Annotated in this window: 16 protein-coding genes; 1 reads left to right on the top strand and 15 read right to left on the bottom strand. The window is 54.0% G+C overall.

Features of this window, described 5'->3' with window-relative positions:
* Positions 1-149: 149 nt before the first annotated feature.
* From AB1500_06820 to rodA, 6 genes are all read right to left on the bottom strand, one after another.
* Positions 150-2,015 carry a TIGR03960 family B12-binding radical SAM protein gene (locus AB1500_06820; protein ID MEW6182877.1) on the bottom strand — a complete coding sequence of 622 codons (1,866 nt, stop codon included), beginning with the start codon at positions 2,013-2,015 and terminating at the stop codon, positions 150-152.
* A gap of 314 nt (positions 2,016-2,329) precedes the next feature.
* Positions 2,330-3,220, bottom strand: a complete 891-nt coding sequence (locus tag AB1500_06815) for a M50 family metallopeptidase (GenBank protein MEW6182876.1) — start codon at positions 3,218-3,220, stop codon at positions 2,330-2,332.
* The gene (locus tag AB1500_06810) at positions 3,220-3,918 is read right to left on the bottom strand and encodes a M23 family metallopeptidase (GenBank protein MEW6182875.1); all 699 of its coding nucleotides are present in this window, start codon (positions 3,916-3,918) and stop codon (positions 3,220-3,222) included. Before AB1500_06810 ends, AB1500_06815 begins: the two co-directional genes overlap by 1 nt.
* A gap of 240 nt (positions 3,919-4,158) precedes the next feature.
* Positions 4,159-5,157 (bottom strand): HD-GYP domain-containing protein, encoded by a 999-nt coding sequence (locus AB1500_06805; protein ID MEW6182874.1) that lies wholly within the window; start codon positions 5,155-5,157, stop codon positions 4,159-4,161.
* A gap of 116 nt (positions 5,158-5,273) precedes the next feature.
* Complete coding sequence (locus tag AB1500_06800; protein ID MEW6182873.1) at positions 5,274-5,951, bottom strand: class I SAM-dependent methyltransferase; 678 nt, start codon at positions 5,949-5,951, stop codon at positions 5,274-5,276.
* A gap of 96 nt (positions 5,952-6,047) precedes the next feature.
* Positions 6,048-7,187: a rod shape-determining protein RodA gene (rodA, locus tag AB1500_06795; GenBank protein MEW6182872.1), complete on the bottom strand. Its 1,140-nt coding sequence runs from the start codon at positions 7,185-7,187 to the stop codon at positions 6,048-6,050.
* A gap of 412 nt (positions 7,188-7,599) precedes the next feature.
* Between rodA and AB1500_06790 the strand changes: the two genes are divergently transcribed.
* The gene (locus AB1500_06790; protein MEW6182871.1) at positions 7,600-8,499 is read left to right on the top strand and encodes a manganese-dependent inorganic pyrophosphatase; all 900 of its coding nucleotides are present in this window, start codon (positions 7,600-7,602) and stop codon (positions 8,497-8,499) included.
* A 119-nt stretch (positions 8,500-8,618) separates the two neighbouring features.
* On the opposite strand, the gene secG is transcribed toward AB1500_06790, so the two are convergent.
* From secG to AB1500_06745, 9 genes are all read right to left on the bottom strand, one after another.
* Entirely contained in the window at positions 8,619-8,843 is a 225-nt protein-coding gene (gene secG / locus AB1500_06785) for a preprotein translocase subunit SecG (protein MEW6182870.1), read from the bottom strand.
* 170 nt (positions 8,844-9,013) lie between these two features.
* Positions 9,014-10,309: a phosphopyruvate hydratase gene (gene eno / locus AB1500_06780; GenBank protein ID MEW6182869.1), complete on the bottom strand. Its 1,296-nt coding sequence runs from the start codon at positions 10,307-10,309 to the stop codon at positions 9,014-9,016.
* An 11-nt stretch (positions 10,310-10,320) separates the two neighbouring features.
* Entirely contained in the window at positions 10,321-11,067 is a 747-nt protein-coding gene (tpiA, locus tag AB1500_06775; protein ID MEW6182868.1) for a triose-phosphate isomerase, read from the bottom strand.
* A gap of 76 nt (positions 11,068-11,143) precedes the next feature.
* Positions 11,144-12,325: a phosphoglycerate kinase gene (locus AB1500_06770; protein MEW6182867.1), complete on the bottom strand. Its 1,182-nt coding sequence runs from the start codon at positions 12,323-12,325 to the stop codon at positions 11,144-11,146.
* 275 nt (positions 12,326-12,600) lie between these two features.
* Entirely contained in the window at positions 12,601-13,638 is a 1,038-nt protein-coding gene (gene gap / locus AB1500_06765) for a type I glyceraldehyde-3-phosphate dehydrogenase (GenBank protein MEW6182866.1), read from the bottom strand.
* Positions 13,639-13,754: 116 nt separating this feature from the next.
* Positions 13,755-15,167, bottom strand: a complete 1,413-nt coding sequence (gene rpoN / locus AB1500_06760) for an RNA polymerase factor sigma-54 (protein ID MEW6182865.1) — start codon at positions 15,165-15,167, stop codon at positions 13,755-13,757.
* Between the two features lie 50 nt (positions 15,168-15,217).
* Positions 15,218-16,279 carry a DNA-binding protein WhiA gene (gene whiA, locus AB1500_06755; GenBank protein MEW6182864.1) on the bottom strand — a complete coding sequence of 354 codons (1,062 nt, stop codon included), beginning with the start codon at positions 16,277-16,279 and terminating at the stop codon, positions 15,218-15,220.
* Positions 16,280-16,659: 380 nt separating this feature from the next.
* Entirely contained in the window at positions 16,660-17,529 is an 870-nt protein-coding gene (rapZ, locus tag AB1500_06750) for an RNase adapter RapZ (protein MEW6182863.1), read from the bottom strand.
* Between the two features lie 99 nt (positions 17,530-17,628).
* Positions 17,629-18,687 (bottom strand): bifunctional phosphoglucose/phosphomannose isomerase, encoded by a 1,059-nt coding sequence (locus AB1500_06745; protein MEW6182862.1) that lies wholly within the window; start codon positions 18,685-18,687, stop codon positions 17,629-17,631.
* Positions 18,688-18,733 lie beyond the last annotated feature (46 nt).

Genomic DNA, 18,733 nt, shown 5'->3' with positions numbered 1-18,733 from the left:
AAATCAATCTTGGGAGACCGATCCCCAGCAAAACCGCCTTTGACTTCTGTGCATGCCCGTTATCTCAAAACTCCGTGCCTTTCCGGGACTTGTCGCTAAGAAGCTTCATCTTACCGCCGGAACTGTTAAGCAGCACTTTTCGGATTATATCAGGGTCCGACTTCCGACATCCGATCTCCGACCTCCGAAATAACCGGTTCCACTTCGAAAACTGTGCAAACACCGCAACCGGCGCACTCGCCCTCACGGCAGTCGGCTGTGGGTTCCATCCGGTAGGCCCGCTGGTGTTCCTCCATTAGGAAATCCCGGCTGACACCGCTATCGATATGATCCCAGGGCAGCACATCGCTGTAATTGTAACGGTGGTAAGCGTAATAAGCCGGATCCAACCCGGCTCTGGCAAATGATTCCTCCCACCGTTCCAACGAAAAATACTCTCGCCAGCCGTCAAAGTGGAAACCGCTTCTGTGGGCTTCCAGAAGCGCCCCGCCCAACCGGCGGTCGCCACGGGAAAATACGGCTTCCATAAAACTCATCCTGGGATCATGCCAGTCAAAGTCGATCCGGCGATCCTTCAGTCTGTTCTTCAGGAACGTTATTTTACCGTTCAACGCTTCCGTATAAGCCATTGGTTCCCACTGAAACGGGGTATGCGCCTTGGGGACGAAGCAGGACGCGCTTACGGTGAGCTGCAGCCGCCCCCTGGGAACACCGCACTTTTCTCCGACCGCCAGGAGGTCGCTGGCCAGAACACCGATCCCTTCCAGGTCTTCTTCCGTTTCCGTGGGTAAACCGATTATAAAATAAAGCTTCAGCCGCAGCCAACCGGATGCAAAAGCCGCTTCCGCAGCGCTCAAGAGAGCTTCGCGCGTTACCTTTTTATTGATTACGTCACGCAGTCGCTGTGATCCGGCTTCGGGCGCAAAAGTAAGCGCGCTTTTTCGCACCTCCTGAAGCCGCCGGGCAATCCCTACGGAAAAAGCATCAGCCCTCAGGGAAGGAAGCGATATGCTGACCTGCTCGGTATTGAAAGCCTCCAGCAGCCTGTCAATCAACGGCGAAAGGCTCGAGTAGTCAACGGAGCTTAGGGAGCTTAAGGAAATCTCGTCGTAGCCGGTATTCCGCGCTAACTCAAGACCCTGGTTAATCAGGGTTTCCTTTTTCTTTTCACGCACCGGGCGGTAGATAACACCGGCCTGACAAAAACGACACCCCCGGGTGCACCCCCGAAAAACCTCGAGCATCCCCCGGTCATGAACGGCCTCGATCAAAGGAACCACCGGATGAACCGGGAAAGAAACGGAATCAAAATCGCGTATCACCCTCTTAGCTACGCGTGCAGGAACGTCCGGGTACAGCGGGCTGACTCCCTCAACTTCACCCTGAACGTAGGCGACTTGATACAGGGAAGGCACGTAGACCCCGGGCACACCCGCCGCTCTGCGCAAGAATTCCCGGCGTCCTTCCCCGGCTTTACGGGAAAGGATATAGGCGTCCAGGATCTCTTGGATTATTTCCTCCCCTTCGCCGACGGCGAAGAGATCGATAAAGGAAGCAAGCGGTTCCGGGTTGAAGACGCAGGGACCACCCGCAATAACCAAAGGGTCATCATTCTTACGGGCTTCCGCGACAGGGTCAATCCCGGACAGTCCTATAATGTTCAGGACGTTGGTATAGGTCAACTCGTATGGAAGCGTGAAGGCGAGGATGTCGAAATCCTTTACCGGGCGGCGTGATTCGAGGGTAAAAAGCGGAATGTTGTTTTCTCTCAGGAGCCTTTCCATGTCCGGCCAAGGTGCGAATACCCGTTCCAAAAGAGAATCCGCTCTATCGTTAACGGCGGCATAAAGAATCTGCAGACCCAGATGAGACATTCCCACTTCATAAACATCCGGAAAAGCAAATGCTACCCGTACCTGTACCTCATCCCACCCTTTCCGGACTGAATTATACTCACCGCCCACATAACGTCCCGGTTTTTCCACCCGCGAAAAAAGCTGCTCAACATCCTGCACCGATTCATCCTCCAGAAAACTGCAAACACTTATACCACATTTTGATTTACAAGTCAAACCTGACCTACTCTATTCTTCCCTGGTTTCTAAAACCCTGCCACCTAAAAAACTGTTCCTTAATACACCATGATCCATTGCATCCTCCTTCGAAAATAGGCGTTCATTCGTAGGGCGCAGCGATAAGCAACGCATTGCTGCGTCACTTCTCGCCGCGTTACGTTTATGTTATTCTTCTGCATCAAAGCAACCGACTTACAGGTGACCCCATTTTCATTCTTCAGTCGGAGCCGCCTGCGTCCGCATGGCTAACTCCTCTAAAATAGACACCGCCGTGACTCTTTCAGCAAGAGCCCGATCTGTGTCCCCGATCCCAAAGAGGTAAGGGCCGCAATCACTTCTGTTTCGCTGAGGAGTCCAACGCCATTCCCGTTCTTGTCCGTAACCGCTATAAAATAAAAACGCCCCGGATTAAAAAGCCGTGAAACCTCGATAAGAAGCGCTTCTTCAACCGCCACCAACAGCTCTCCGGGAAGCACAAGACGCTCCGAAAGCTCCCGCTCTTTCAGCACAAGGTTATGCGCGAACAAATACGCCGCCTGTCTTTTCTCCGACGTCGCCGCATAAAGAATGAAAAGACCGGCGGCCGCCGCTTCCAGTCCCCAAAGATGAGCGACGAATCCCCCGATCCCCAGGACCGTCAACAGGAATCCGATTATCTGCCCGGTTATTGCGGTTATTGACGTTGCGGGGCCTGAACCTTTCCGCGTCGTGAGCAGCGCGCGCATTATCCTTCCGCCGTCGAGGGGGAGGCCGGGTAGAAGATTAAAGGCGGCGATCATCAGGTTAACCGCCAGAAAAAACTGCGCTCTGGCGCCGCCAAGACACCCATACTGCACCAACCCCTGACCGACGCAGAAGAGGGCGACACTTGTAAGCGGCCCCCCCAAGGCGATGCCGATTTCTTTCGCAGGGCGCAGGATACCCGTTCCTTCAAATCGCGCCACGCCTCCGAAAGGGAAAAGCTCCACGCTTTTTACCCTTACCCCGAAACCGCTCGCCGCCAGAACATGTCCCATCTCATGGAGCAGGACCGAGCCGAACGCGATCACCGCCCGGTCGAGCACCCCGGCGGCGTAATACAACAGAAAGGCGGCCAGGAACAAAGGGTTGACCCGGATGGTCATTCCGCGGAGGGATAACCCCACTACCGCCCATCCCCGGTCTTGAAAACAGAAACCCTGTCCAGGGGATCAACCGGACGCCCGCCCTCCCGGTACTCGAAATGAAGACCGCTCCCCGTGATATCCCCCTTTGTTCCCGCCAGACCGATGACCCTTCCGCCAGCGACCCGTTGGCCCAGCGCCACGTCAACCTCCTGCAGTTGAGCGTAAAGGGTAGCGATATCCTTGCCGTGATCCAACATAACGTAACTACCAAGAACCGGATCAGTGGCTATTTTCACCACTTCGCCGCCGGTGACCGCTTTCACCGGTGTTCCCGCCGAGGATTCAATGTCGATTCCCGTGTGGTATCTCTCCAGCCCGTCAAGCGGATCCTTGCTCCATCCGAAGCCCCGCACCACCCGGCCCGATACCGGTAGACAAAACTGATTCTCCACCGGGGCGGCGATCGGTTTCGACGGCTCCTCGAGATAGGGAAGGTCGACGTCCACCGCTTCCAAACCATGGCGCACCACGCGCTCCAAGACCGGCTGGTAGTTCCATTCCGTGGTCAGAATTGAACGCAGGTCCTTTTGGACCCTGGCGCCCCAGTCGCCACCCATTTCTTTCAGCCCGAGGAGGAGAAGAAAGATGGTGAAGGCAACCACCACCTGAACGGCATAACGCCGTCCTTTTCCGACCCTGCGAGGCTGCACCTGAGGCCAGTCCCCTAGTCCCGCCATTTAGGAATCCCCCTTTCGAGGTAGGCAGTTAAGCAAAAAGTCGGAGGCTTGATACACCGTCTTAATTCGCACAGCTTCGTTATCTGTTCCGACTTTCAACCTCTGACATCCGACTTCCAGAATAAGGCCTGTCTCCAAGGAAATCCTATGAGGCGGTTTCCGGGAATATGTCACCCTGAGAACAAATAAAGCATAACTACCCCGGCAATAAAAAAAAGCCCTTTCGGGCTTTCCCATCATTTAAACGGCAACAATATCAAATTCTTTTTTCGGATGCTCTAACCGCTTATTCGGGGTGCCCTTTTCGAAACACCGTAAAAACACTTCCACAACCTCAGGATCAAATTGACCTCCCGCACACCGTCTTAATTCATTAAGGGCTTTCTCCCGGGATATCGCTTTTTTATAAACCCGTTCCGACGTCATCGCATCGTAACTATCGGCCACACACAAGATTCGTGCCCCCAACGGGATACTCTCCCCTTTCACCCCGTATGGATAACCCTCTCCGTCCCAGCGCTCGTGGTGATAAAGGGTTATGATTGCTATCTCCTCCAGTTCGGGGATATCGCGCAGGATACTGTAACTCAAAACGGGGTGCCTTTTAATCTCTTCCCATTCTTCCATCGTGAGTTTCCCTGGTTTCCGAAGCGGCTGCTCGGATATTCCTATTTTTCCGACGTCGTGCAGTATCCCGGCAAAATAGATGGTTTCCCGATGGGAAGGGCTCAGTCCCATCTCTTTTGCGATCGCGAGGGCGTAATCAGCCACACTCTGGGAATGCCGGGCCGTATGAGGATCGCGTGCGTCAAGCACCCGGCTCAAGGAACTAATAACGCCAAAAAACACTTCCTGCAAACGCCGCGCCCGTTCTTCAGCCTGCTGCCTTTTGGCAACCGCGTTACTGAACGATCCGGCGACGAGGTAAAGCGCCGAGGCACAAATAACCGCCACCACCAGGATACCGATGTTTAGAGCATCGCCCGAATACAACACCGTTCCCTTTAAAAAGGTAACAAGGCAAGCGGAAAGTGCGCTAAGGGCGGTTATGGCTATTGAGGCGACACGGGAGATTAAAAAAGACAGGACTACCGGCAGGAAATAGAATAGGGGCACGATTATTTGGAAGGGCCGGCCTTCCGTAGAATAATCCATCAGCGCCACCACCAGAATAAAGAAGACGATTCCGGCAACAGCCGCTGAACACTGAACCCTGCGAACTCCGCTGAATAGTTCCAAGACGAACACCCTCTCCGCACAGACACATAACGACACGTTTCGTCACGTTTCTTCAAAATCCTCCTTATATTTTAGAAAATATAGGTACGCAGGTCAAGAAAAATTTCATAATTTTATTATTTTTTCCTGATGCGGAGGATAATAACCGCGCTGAAAGGTTTCGCGATGCGACGCCCAAAAAAATCAAGGGTCCCGGCAAATCTAAGGTCCTTCCCCCCAAGCCACGGCGGGAAATAAATCACCCCCGTCCACTCAACATCTAAATCTTGAAAAATCCTTTTCAATAAGCGCCGCATTTCCCAGTATGTATAAAACCGGGCATGGGTGAACACGCCCTGCCCGCGCCGTGCCGCAGCCCAAGGACTAAACCGGTTGAGAAAACCGATCACCAGTTTCCCGCCGGGTTTTAATACCCGCCAGGCCTCAATTAAAATATCATCCGGTCTGTCCACAAATTCCAGTACGGTAAAACAGACCACCGCATCATATGCTGATTCGGGAAAAGGAAGGGCGCCGCCGTCGGCGTATAGAAAGGTAATACCCAAACCATAAGATTTTTTTCGGGCTTCATTAAGCATAGCCATGGAGATATCTATCCCGGTCACTTCCAAACCTCTGTAAGCCAGTTCCCGGGAAAGGATGCCCGTGCCGCAACCGATATCCAGTACTCGCCCCCCCGGAAGGTGATCTAAAAACTGCAGAAGGGCTTCCCGCTCAAACCGCCAGACTAACTCGCCCCGAGGAGTCGAATACCATAACTCATAATCTCCGGCATAATCGTCAAAAAGCGCCACGTAAAGCCTCTCATCAAATGATTAATACATAATGATGAATTATGAATGAGGAATATGGCCTCTGTGCCTCTGTGGTAATTTCTTTCTTACTTTAGTTTAAAACAAGATTTTCTGCCGCCGGGAATAAATATTTTCCAGTAAACCGACCGCCGCAAGGTTTGTAATCATCGCGTTCCCACCGTAACTGAAAAACGGCAGCGGGATGCCGGTTACAGGCATAATCCCCATCGTCATTCCCAAGTTGACCAGCAGGTGAAAGACCAGCATCGTCGTAACACCCGTCGCTATTAAACGCCCAAAGGTATCCTTCGCGGCGGCGGCGATCCTCACACACCGGACCATCAGCACCAGGTATAAAATCAGCAGCAGCGCTGCGCCGATAAATCCCAGCTCTTCACCCACCACAGAAAAAATAAAGTCTGTGTGCTGTTCCGGAAGAAAATTGTACTGGTTCTGGGTGCCGTTGAATAAACCCCGTCCCCAGATCCCCCCTGAACCAAGGGCTATCTGGGATTGGATCATGTGGTAACCGGCCCCCTGCCAGTCCTTCCACGGGTTAAGGAATATCGTCAATCTGGCAAGCTGGTATTCCTGAAGAGGAATCCAAACGTTATGTGTCAGGTGCGCCCATATCCAGAGAAAAACCGCGGACAATCCCGTTCCTCCGAGAGCCAGAAGCAGGACCGGACGGGCGCCGGCCATGTACAGCATACCGAAGGTGACGGCTATAAAGACCAGGGATGTCCCGAGGTCCGGCTGTTTTAAGATAAGCACCAGCGGCAAACCCACGTACAAAAACACAGGTATAAGATCCCGCAGTCGGTCAAGTTTTCCTTCATGGCGGGCAAGAAAATTGGCCAGGGTTATGATTATTACAAACTTGGCGATTTCCGAAGGCTGGATCTGCATCGGCCCGAGCTTGATCCAGCGCTGTGCGCCGAGGGCGCTGTGCCCCATAAACATTACCGCCGTCAGTGTAATCAGGTTGATGATATATAACCATCTAGCATAACGCGAAAGGTCTTCGTACCGCCAGCCAATGAAAAAAAGGGCGACCATAAACCCGATACAGACCGAAACCATCTGACGCTTCACGAAAGCATACGCGTCACCGCCCGCCGAACTGGTGGCGTGCGTCGCACTGGAAATGGTCACAAGACCGTAAACTATGATCAAGATCGCTGTTATCAACAGCGTATAATCAAGCGTTCGCAGAAGCTTCCTTGCGTTTGCCATAACCCTCACCTTGCCCATTATAATTTTCTGAATCCGTTAAAAACAAGAGGCAAAACCTTACCAATCCCGAAGAGGGGGATTGGGGACAACTCAGCGGCTGCGCAGCCCGCAATCCTTGAAGCTTGCTTCAAGTCAAATAAACTGTCTAAATTTTTTTATTATTTTAAAAGGAATAATCAGGGGACATCGCGAAAATATTCACTAATTGCTAAGTTGAGGAGAAGCGGGAAAAGCATCTCCTTAGAAGAGTTTATCGGAATACCGCTTCAGGTATCAAGGAAATGATACAAAGGAGGTGGATTCAGCAGTATTTTCTTAGAAATCATTGCTTGCGGCTTAAACCGCACCGCCGGCAAAAAAAGAATTTGAACTTAATGAAAGTAGTATTTATAATGCTTAGGAGGTATGGATTGTGAGTGAAGTCTTCGTAATCGGGCATAAAGCCCCTGATACCGACACCGTCTGTTCCGCGATCGTATATGCCGCGCTGAAAGGCTATACAGCAGCCAGACCCGCAGAACTCAACGAGGAAACGGCTTTTGTACTTGACCACTTTAAGGTACAGGCGCCGATGCTGCTGGCGAACGCCGAGGGGAAGAAACTCGTTCTGGTGGACCATAATGAGCCCTCTCAGGTGGTAGACGGCGGCGATAAGGCTGAGATCATTGAGGTTATTGACCACCACAAGATGAACTTTATCTGCAACACGCCGATTAACATCCTGGTAGAGCCGGTTGGCAGCACCGCAACCGTTCTCGCCAAGAAATATATGGATCAGATCAAGGGCAACGCGACCCTTGCCGGATTGCTCCTTTCCGCGGTTCTGTCCGACACCGTTATCTTTAAGTCCCCCACCACCACTGATGATGACAAAGCGGTGGCCGCGGAACTGGCTAAAATCGCCGGGATTGCCGATATAATGACCTTCGGCATCGACATCAAGAAGTCCAAGGCGAGCATCAAGGGCAAACCCATCGCCGACGTTGTCCACGTAGACTTTAAGGACTTCAATTTCGGGGGCAAGAAAGTCGGTATCGGCCAGACCGAACTGGTGGACATTAACGAGTGTTACGACAGAGCCGGCGAGATAACCGCGTATCTTAACGAGCTTAAGGCCGGTAAGGGTTATGAAATGGTCGTCTTCATCGGCACGGATATCATTAAGGAAGGTTCGGAGCTGTACTTCGCCGGTGATGCGGCGATCATGGAGAAGGCTTTCGGCAAAAAGCCGGAGGGTGCGTCCATGTGGGTAGCAGGCTGCATGTCACGGAAAAAGCAAGTTGCGCCGCCGATTGAAAAGGCGTTCACGTAAAAGAGCGGCTTTCGGTTGGTAACATCGCCTTTTCCAATTGCCGCATGAGTGCAATAAGCCCGCCTGTACAGGCGGGCTTTCGTTTTCACCTTTTCTGCTTAGCAAACTCTTCTTTAATCCTACTTCCATACCACCAGCAACAACGAGGTTGCGCCGAATACCACCGCCACCCACACCGTAACCTTGGCCAGCCAATCATCCAGGCCTTTTTTCTTCCCGAAAATACTCTCGGAAGCACCGCCGATGGACCCCGAAAGTCCGGCACTCCGTCCGGACTGTAAGATTACTGCGGCAATCAGTAGAAGACACACCAAAACGTAGAAAACGGTTATAATTATTTTCATTAATTTCCCTCCAAACCGGAAAATATTATAACACGCCCCAGCCGCGTCGGCAATACTGAAGATTCACAGCAGGTTGTTAGCAAGGAATTCAGTAGGCGGCATTCAGTATCCAGTTGAAGCAATCCGGCACATCTTTCCCTGACTACCGATTACTAACTACTGACTACAACCTACTGACTACCGGTTCCCGATTGCCGAAAAACGTCTTTTCCGGGATAGAGCGCACTATCACCTAACTGCTCCTCAATTCGCAAAAGCTGGTTGTACTTGGCCACACGTTCACTCCGGCAGGGGGCGCCGGTCTTAATCTGTCCGGCCCGGGTCGCAACCGACAGGTCGGCGATAAAGGTGTCTTCGGTCTCACCGGAACGGTGCGAAATTACCGTAGTGTATCCCGCCCGGCGCGCCATATCGATCGTTTCCAGCGTCTCGGTCAGGGTTCCGATCTGATTCAGTTTTATAAGTATCGAGTTTGCCACACCCGCGGATATACCCCGGTCCAACCGCCGGGGATTGGTAACGAATATGTCGTCACCTACGATCTGTACCGCATCTCCCAAGCGCCGGGTCAGAAGTTCCCATCCCTCCCAGTCTTCCTCCGCCAGTCCGTCTTCGATGGAAACGATGGGGTATTGTTTTACCAACCCTTCGTAATATTCAGTCATCTCCGCCGCGGTTAGCGTCCTCCCCTCGCCTTTTAGAACGTACCGGCCTTCGCTGAAAAATTCGCTTGCCGCGGCGTCTATCGCCAGGGCCACTTCCTCCCCCGGACGGTAGCCGGCGCCTTCAATAGCGTTTATCAGCAGCTTCAGCGCCTCTTCGTTGGAAGTGAGCCGTGGAGCAAAACCGCCCTCATCACCGACCGCGGCGGTAAGCCCCCGTTCTTGAAGGACCTTTCTCAACCGGTGGTAAACCTCTGCGCCCATCCGGAGGGCTTCCGCAAAAGTACCGGCGCCGACCGGTACAACCATGAATTCCTGAATGTCCAGATTGTTGTCGGCGTGTCTGCCGCCGTTTAAGACATTCATCATGGGCACAGGGAGCAGCGAAGCCCCGACACCTCCGATATAACGATGGAGGGGTAAGTCAAGGAAATCCGCCGCCGCCCTGGCTACCGCCATTGACGTCCCAAGAATGGCGTTTGCGCCAAGGCGCGATTTATTCTCCGTACCGTCAAGCTCGATTAGGAGTTCATCGATCTCCTGCTGGTCAACGGCGTTCATCCCGACCATTTCCGTAGCGATCTCGCTGTTGACGCTTTCCACCGCCGTGGATACACCCTTGCCGCCGTAGCGCGGTTCATCCTTGTCACGCAGCTCAACCGCTTCATAGGTGCCGGTTGAGGCGCCGGAAGGGACTGCCGCCCGTCCCACGATACCGTCTTCAAGCGCCACTTCCACTTCGATGGTGGGGTTGCCCCGCGAATCAAGTATTTCCCTTGCAAAAACGTCAGCGATGATACTCATTTTCAACCTCCTTATACCTTCGGCGCAGCTGTAATTATACCGGCGAACGAATCCACCCTAAGGCTTGCTCCTCCTACCAGGGCGCCGTCGATGTCCGGCTGTGACAGCAGAACCGCGGCGTTTTCCGGCGTAACGCTCCCGCCGTACTGGATTCGGACTTGCTCCGCTACTGACGGGGAATACAGTTTTTCCAGGCTTTCCCGGATAAAGCGGTTCACCGTCTGGGCGTCTTCCGGCGCCGCGTTCCGTCCGGTGCCTATGGCCCAAACCGGCTCGTAAGCGACTACCGTCTCCTTTACAGCGTCACCGTCCACTCCCTCGAACGCGCCGTGTATCTGCCGTCCGACAACCTCAAAGGTCTTCCCCGCTTCCCGCTCCTCAAGTATCTCGCCCACGCAGATGATCGGCAGTAAACCGTGGCGCAAAACCGTCTTTATCTTCCGGTTAACCGTCTCGTCCGTCTCGCCGAAATACTGCCGTCTTTCGGAGTGACCGATGATTACATATCGGCATCCCGCCTGCTTCAGCATCACCGGTGAGACCTCCCCGGTATACGCCCCCCGCTCCTCCCAGAAAACATCCTGAGCGGCAACCCGGACGGCGCTTCCCGACACAGCTTCGGCAACCGGCCAGAGGGCGGGAAAAGCCGGGCACAACACCACTTCCACGCCGGACAACCCGTTGCTCCGCAGCAGTTCCTCCGCAAAGGCAACAGCTTCCGGTATCGTTTTATTCATCTTCCAGTTGCCCGCAATCATCTGAACGCGCGCCAAGGAATCTCCCCCCTTTATCAAGAATGCAGAATACAGAATAATATCTTCTACCTTCTGACTCCTACCTGTCCTGCAGAACCGCCACCCCGGGGAGTTCTTTCCCCTCCAGGAGTTTCAAAGATGCTCCGCCGCCGGTGGACACATGCGAAATCCTGTCCACCACCCCGGCGCGCTTGACGGCCCGCACGGTATCACCACCGCCTACCACCGTGGTAACCCCGTTTCCGGGAAGCGCCCGGGCGATTTCGACCGTACCGGTGTCAAAGGGCACCTGTTCAAATAAACCAAGCGGCCCGTTCCAGAAAACGGTCTTGGCGTCTTCCAGCGCCGCGGCAAACAAACGAACCGTTTCCGGACCTATGTCGAGCGCCATCCAGTCGTCGGGGACGGCATCCACCGGGACCACACGGTACGGCGCACCCGGTTCCTGGCTTTCCGCAACCACCAGGTCAACCGGTAACAACAACCGCGAATTACGCGCTTGGGCACGTGAAAGAAGGCTCCCCGCCACGTCCCCTTTTTCCGGCTCCACCAGCGAGAGCCCCATTTTATGACCCTGCGCTGCAAGAAAGGTATTTGCCATCCCGCCGCCGATAAGCAGGCCGTCGACGCGCTCCACCAGGTTTTCCAGAACGCCGATCTTATCCGAGATTTTTGCGCCCCCGATAAGCACGACAAAAGGGTGCTCCGGCTGTTTCAAAAGCCGGGTCAGCACGTCAAGCTCCTTTTCCAATAAAAAACCTGCCACCGCCTGACGCAGCGACGCCACGCCCACGTTCGAAGCGTGCGCGCGATGCACGGTACCGAAGGCGTCATTTACGAAGACGTCACAGATATCGGCCAGTTGCCGCGCCAACCCGGGGTCGTTCTTTGTCTCGCCCGGTTCGAAGCGGATATTTTCCAGCAACAACACTTCTCCGGAATGAAGCGCTTCAACAGCCGCCTTAACCACCGGGCCGGTGCAGTCGTTCACCTTCTTGACCGGCTGCCCTATAAGCTCCTCCAACCTGGCAGCCACGGGATCGAGCCGGAGTTGGTCGTCAGGCGTCCCCTTCGGCCGCCCCAGGTGCGAGACCAGGATAACCCGCGCCTCCTGCCGGCGGAGATACTCAATCGTCGGTAACGAAGCCTTGATGCGGGAATCCTCGGCTACCCTTCCTTCTTTAAGCGGAACGTTGAAGTCTACCCTGACGAGCACCCGCCTGCCTTTGACATCGACGTCCCGTACGGTTTTTTTCGGCATAAATCGATCTCCCTTGAAAATGTGTTCTTCTTCTGATGGGCGCGACGATAAGCAACGCATTGCTGCGTCAGCCAGGCGGAGCCGAATCCTCACGTACGCACCAAGTACGCTCCGGTTCGTCTCCGCCGGTCTTCCTTGCACTGCATTACTTCTCGCCGCGTTCCGCCCATGTTACGTTGCTGCTTCCAAGTAATCAGCTTACGGGTCTTTATTTTCATTTATCACGGCGCGCTATACGCGTAGTAATCCCCTGAAAATATGCTTCCCCGCTGGAATTACTTTAGACCTTTTGCGGCGATATATTCAACCAGGTCAGCGGCACGGGAAACGTAAGCCCATTCGTTATCGTACCAGGCAACCACCCGGACGAGGTTGTCTCCGATCGCCATGGTCGATAACCCGTCCACCACAGAGGAATAGGAATTCCCGTTGTAATCGTGTGAAACCAGCGGCAGTTCAGTGTAATCCATGATACCCTTTAAGTCGGTCTGCGCAGCTTCTTTTAACGCCGCATTGACTTCCGCCGCGCTTACAGGCATGGTAAGCTCCACAACCAGGTCCACCACCGAAACGTTGGGAACAGGGACCCTGAAGGCAAGCCCGTTCAACCTGCCTTCGAGTTCCGGCATAACCCGTCCGATGGCTTTGGCCGCCCCGGTCGTGGAAGGTATGATGGACATATTGGCCGCGCGGCCGCGGCGAAAGTCTTTGTAAGGCATATCAAGCATCTGCTGGTCGTTGGTATAGGCGTGGATTGTGTTCATCAAACCTTTCACGATACCAAAACGCTTGTGAAGTGTCTTGGCGACGGGAGCGAGACAATTGGTTGTACAAGACGCGTTTGAAAGGATATGGTGTTTATCAGGGTCGTATAAGTCATTATTTACGCCCATCACGATCGTTATATCCTCGTTTTTGGCCGGAGCAGTAATGATTACTTTTTTCGCGCCGGCGGAAAGGTGCTTGGCTGCTTCGGCGCCGTCGCGAAACTTCCCGGTCGACTCAATCACTATGTCAACCTTCAGTTCGCCCCAGGGAATGCTCCCCGGATCCGCTTCCGAGAAGATCTTTACCTCGCGCTCATCAACCTTGATAAGCCCTCCTGCGCTGCTCACATCGGGGCCGAACGTTCCGTGGATCGAATCGTATTTAAGACTGTACGCCAAATGACCCGCGAATTCCTCCGCGTTACCGGAAAGCCTCCTTGACTTATGGTTCACGGCAACCAACTCGATTCCCTTCCGTCCGAGCGCCGCACGCATGAAAAGCCGTCCGATGCGTCCAAAACCGCTGATTCCTACTCTTGTACTCATTCTTTTTACTACCCCTTCCCTAATATTTGAGAGAACCGTTATAAATTCAGACCGCTCAGTAAGCCGCATAAACACCGGCTACTGAATCCTGACCCTAAATAGATGCCTCGTTAATTCTATACTTTTTTCTTCGAATCCCCTGTCCGAATCCGCCTCTTGGCAGTCCCGGAGATACCCTGATCCGCCCGGTATTTCGCAACCGTTCGCCGAGAAACCTTGAGCCCGCGCGCGGCAAGGATGTTGGCGATCTCCTGGTCGCTTAAGGGTTTTTCCGGGTTTTCAGAAGCCACAATCTCCTTAATCAACCATTTTATCGATTGGGCGGCTACCGCTTGGCCGCTTGCGTCGCTTAAGCCCCCGCTGAAAAAGACCTTTAGTTTGAAGATCCCCCTCGGGCACTGCACGTATTTTCTGGACACCGCCCGCGAAACCGTGGATTCGTGAAGTTCCACCGCCTGGGCGACTTCCCTCAAGGTCAGCGGTTTTAAGGCAGCGATACCGACGTCCAAGAAACCGCGCTGTCGCTTAACCAACTCGGTAACTATCCGGTAAACGGTCGTCCTGCGCTGCTCGATGCTTTTAATAATCCAAAGCGCCTGCTTGTACTTCGCCTGAATGAAATCCTTGGCTTCAGGATTAGGGGTATCCCGTCGGGCCAGTTCTCGGTACGTACGGTTTATCACCAAACGCGGATAGGCGTTCTCGTTAATCAGAACCACATATTCCCCGCCCACCTTTTCAATGATCACGTCCGGTAAAAGGTACTGTACCGGTTCACCGGGAAAACTGCTCCCAGGCTTTGGGTTAAGGCAGCGTATAAATCCGACCGCCTGCGACACTTCCTCTGTCGCAACGCCGAGTTGACGCGCGATTCCCGCCAACTTGCCCGCAGCCACCGCTTCAAGGTGGCCGGAAACGATCGCCCCTACCAGCCCTTCGGACAATCCCGCACTCTCAGCCTGTAAGAGAAGGCATTCCTTCAGGTTGCGCGCCCCGACACCGGGAGGATCCAGTGTCTGCACCAGCTTAAGCGCCTTCTCTACCGCGGCCTGAGGGACCCCGAGATATCCGGCGGCCTCCCGTGTGTTTATTCGGAAATAACCATCACCGTCGATGTTACCGATTATATACTCGCAGATCAACTGGTCATAATTAGAAAGACGCAGTAACCCGACCTGGGTGATCAAAAAGTCGTAAAGGGTAAGCACTCCGCTTGAGCGTTCCGGGTCGACACCGCGGGAAGCAGAACCGTCATCCCGTGCCAGACCCAAGTCACTTGAATCAGAAAAGTAGTCTATCCAGTCTGTGCTTTCCCGCTCCTCCTCGGTTCCTTTTGCTTCATTTCCGAAGGAATCCCCGCAGCTTTCTTCTTCCCTCATCTCAAGCAGAGGATTCTCAACCAATTGTTCACTAATGAAACCTTCAAGTTCCTGTGAGGAGAACTGCAGTATCGCTACCGCCTGTTGAAGTTCGTTTCTAAAAACCAGTTTTTGCGTGTGTTCAAGGCGTACATTCGGACCGGTACCCATAACCTTCCCTCCAGGAGTTTAACACGATGTGGCTTAATTTCGTACGATTATTATCTTCCTTGTATGGTTGTTTTCCGCCAAATCTTCTTGCGCCCGCGGGGAAACCGTTTTTTGGACTTTGAGTCGGGTGTTACGTTGTGGGTTAAAACACCCTTATCCTTTTTTATACGCCGGGCAATAGCGGATAGTCTACGTAAGCGGTGATTAACACAGGATTTTGTTAGCGGAGGATACAGCAGTTCGCCCAGTTCCGTCAGGGTGATTTCCGGATGAATCAGCCTTAAGCGTGCGAGTTCCCTTAGTTCATCCGGTATTCCCTCCAGCCCTATGTGCGCAATAATAAGTTCTATTTCTTCCTTGCGCCGCAGCGATGCCTCAACGGTCTTGTTGAGGTTGGCGGTTTCGCAGTTCACCAGACGGTTGACCCTGTTCTTTATTTCCCGAAAAATGCGGGCGTTTTCCAGATCCAAAAGCGCGCCGGCAGCTCCCATCAGCTTAAGACAATGGCTTATCGCGGCGCTTTCCTTGAGATAAACCACATAACCGTTCTTCTTTGCGGCAGAGCGTGCTTTTAATCCAAACCGGTTCAGCAGGTCTATTATATCCTGGGCGCAAACCGCTGACGGGGATATGAATTCGAGGTGATACCCCTCGCCGCTGTTGCTGACCCAGCCTGCGCCAAGAAAAAGCCCCCGGAGATATGACCGGCGGCAACATTCTCTCTGCAACAGCATACGTCGAATACCTGGAAGGGGATGTCCAAAACGGTCGGCAATACCTACTTTAACCATGATTTTATTGGGTTCCCCGTGAATCCGGACAAGGAAGAGTTTCGTTTTTCGAAACCGTCTTTGTTCCCGCGTAACGATCGTGACGGGGAGATCGAACACGGCCTGCGCCAACCTGTATACCTTTCTGGCGACCGCAGGGTTCTCGGTGCGGATATCGACCCCGTCACCGGTACCTTTTACCGCGCGCGCGGCGACCCTGGCCAATCCGGCAAGCTCACTCAGAATACAGCATGGCCGCTCCCCGATGACCCGTACCAGATCCCCTTTGGCAGCCCCGGAAAAAGACGAAACGCCCATTATCACAACGCCTTTCACCGACATTATATCACCAATCAGCGGCGGGTTGCGATGCTTTTTCCCCCAGGACGGCTTATGAAACCCGCCCACGTTAAAGGGTATAACGTTTCAGCTCGCATACAAACCGCCGGTTGCTGTATTTCCCGTCGTACTGACCCGCTTCAGCATACAGGGGTCTCTATGTGCCGGTTACCACCCAGAACACATTTAACCGCGTTCTTGTACCCTGCTCTTGCACAGCGGTTTACAGGAACCATACAAGAACGGCCGCCGGGACAAACACGGCGACCGGCAAGCAAACACAAACGTTAAAAAAGGCCCTCCCTCGCGGCCTTTAATTGGTTTCGTCGGCTACGGCGGCTTCAATATACCGTGCCCCCGACCTGCGCTGCGGAGACATCAGCCTACTGATTGACTTCCCGCTGCACGTCCCGGTGGCGCACCGTTACCTGGTACTCCTTTGCCGAAAGAATCTCGTCCAGTCTGTCTGCGATCGCCACCGACCGGTGACGTCCACCGGTGCAACCCACGGCCACGGTCAGCATCGTCTTCCCCTCTTTGATATATAACGGGATCAGGAAGTCCACCAGGTTGATGAATTTGGTCAGAAATTCAACGGTTATCGCAGAGGCGAAAACGAATTCCCTTACGCCCGGGTCATCCCCGGTAAGCGGCCGTAAGCGTGCGATATAGTGGGGATTGGGCAGAAAACGTACGTCGATTACCAGGTCGGCGTCCAGCGGAATGCCGAACTTATATCCGAAAGATAGAACGGTTATCCGGAAACGGCGGAGATCCTCTCCGCTTCCGAACAGGTTGGTCAGTTGTTCCTTAAGCTGCTGGACCGGAAGCTCCGTGGTGTCGATGACTTTGTGCGCCCGCCCCCTAAGTTCCTGCAGCCGCATCCGTTCTTCCCTTATCGAGTCCAGCAGTTCGCCGCCCAGCGGATGAGGGCGGCGGGATTCCTTAAAACGCCGCACCAGTGTTTCGTCGGAAGCCTCCAAAAAAACGATCTCGTACGGAAACCCATCCTGGTCCAGACCCGCAAGCACCTTGAAAACCGCGTCGAAGAGCTCACCGCCACGTACGTCCACGACCAGGGCGATACGCTGGATGGGCGCCGCCGCCCTCGCGCACAGGTCCGCAAAGGTCGGGATCAAGGAGGGAGGCAGATTGTCAACGCAGAAAAAGCCGATGTCCTCCAGACACCGCACCGCCTGCGACTTGCCCGCACCCGAAAGCCCTGTCAATATTACCAGCCGGGAACTCGGCATTCCAAGTACCTCTTTTAAGCAAACCATTCAAGAATTTAATTGAATTTGACTTGGGACCATGAACCTCCTGGCCTCCGGCTTTTCCCTGCCGAATTCAATTCACCGCTTGGCCAGTTCCCCTTTTAAGTAGTCTATAACCTTAACCGGTCCGGGGTCAATGCCATAAAGCACCGCGAGGTAGAAACTCGTCCAGTCACCCATGTAAATAAGAGAATAGAGACGGGCAAGCATACCGCTTCCGGTGGATACTACCTCGGTAATACCGGCGATCCTATCCGCTATAACCCGGCTGGTGACTTCCATTCGATAGCCTACACGGGGGTGATCACCCTTATCCTTTAACATAACGACCCAGAGTTTCTTAAGCAAATCCGCGGGATTTTCAAAACCCACGATCTCGTTGTGGTTAAGCTCCGGAAAAACATTCCAGTAGGCCGGTGCCTTTGCGTTTTCGTTAATCTGCCCCTTCCAGCGCTGGGCCACAACCTCGGTGCTGCCGCTGGCCCCCCAGATAACCGGAATGTGTTCCTTAAACTTCTGCGCGAGCCGTTTGGCCGGGTTCTTATCGGCTGGCGTTTCTATACCGTACACGGCGGCATGCCTTTTCATTTCCCGCCCCAGTTCATCCACTTCCGCCCCAACGCCCTCAAAGAGACCCATCCGTTCAAGGATCGCAAGCATCGGGAGGAATAGATAACCCGTCGCCGCCCGCGGTTGCAACCCGGCGGGTATCTGTACGACAGGTACGTTATCCCCGTCCGCAAGCTCCCGCAGCTTCCCGCCTGAGGTTAACACGACGACCGGGGACCCTTTTTCCCGGGCGCGGTGGTAAGCGCTTAAAGTCTCTTCGGTGTTCCCCGAATAGCTTACCGCAAAAACCAGTGTTTTGCTGTCCGCAAACGCCGGCAGGGTATAGTCCCGGTTCACCTGAACCGGCACCCCGAGGCGTTCCTGGCAGTAAACTCGTAGAAGATCGCCGCCGATGGCGGACCCCCCCAATCCCGTCACCAACACCGCCCGCACGTCGTCTACCGTCCGCATGGGGGCCTTCTGCCCCGCGGCATACGCCCGGGTGCACTGAGCGCCCAGATCCGCCAGCGCGGAGTGCATTCCCACCGAATCCAGAGCCTTTAACTTCGCAGCGTCATTAAGATCCACCAACCGATCTCCTCCTTTTAAATAGTACTGCTTTGCCGAGCGCCCT

It is taken from the genome of Bacillota bacterium, assembly GCA_040755295.1.
Lineage (GTDB): Bacteria > Bacillota > Desulfotomaculia > Desulfotomaculales > Ammonificaceae > SURF-55.
Note: the sequence above shows the minus strand (reverse complement) of the source record. Positions and strands in the feature narration are given on the sequence as shown.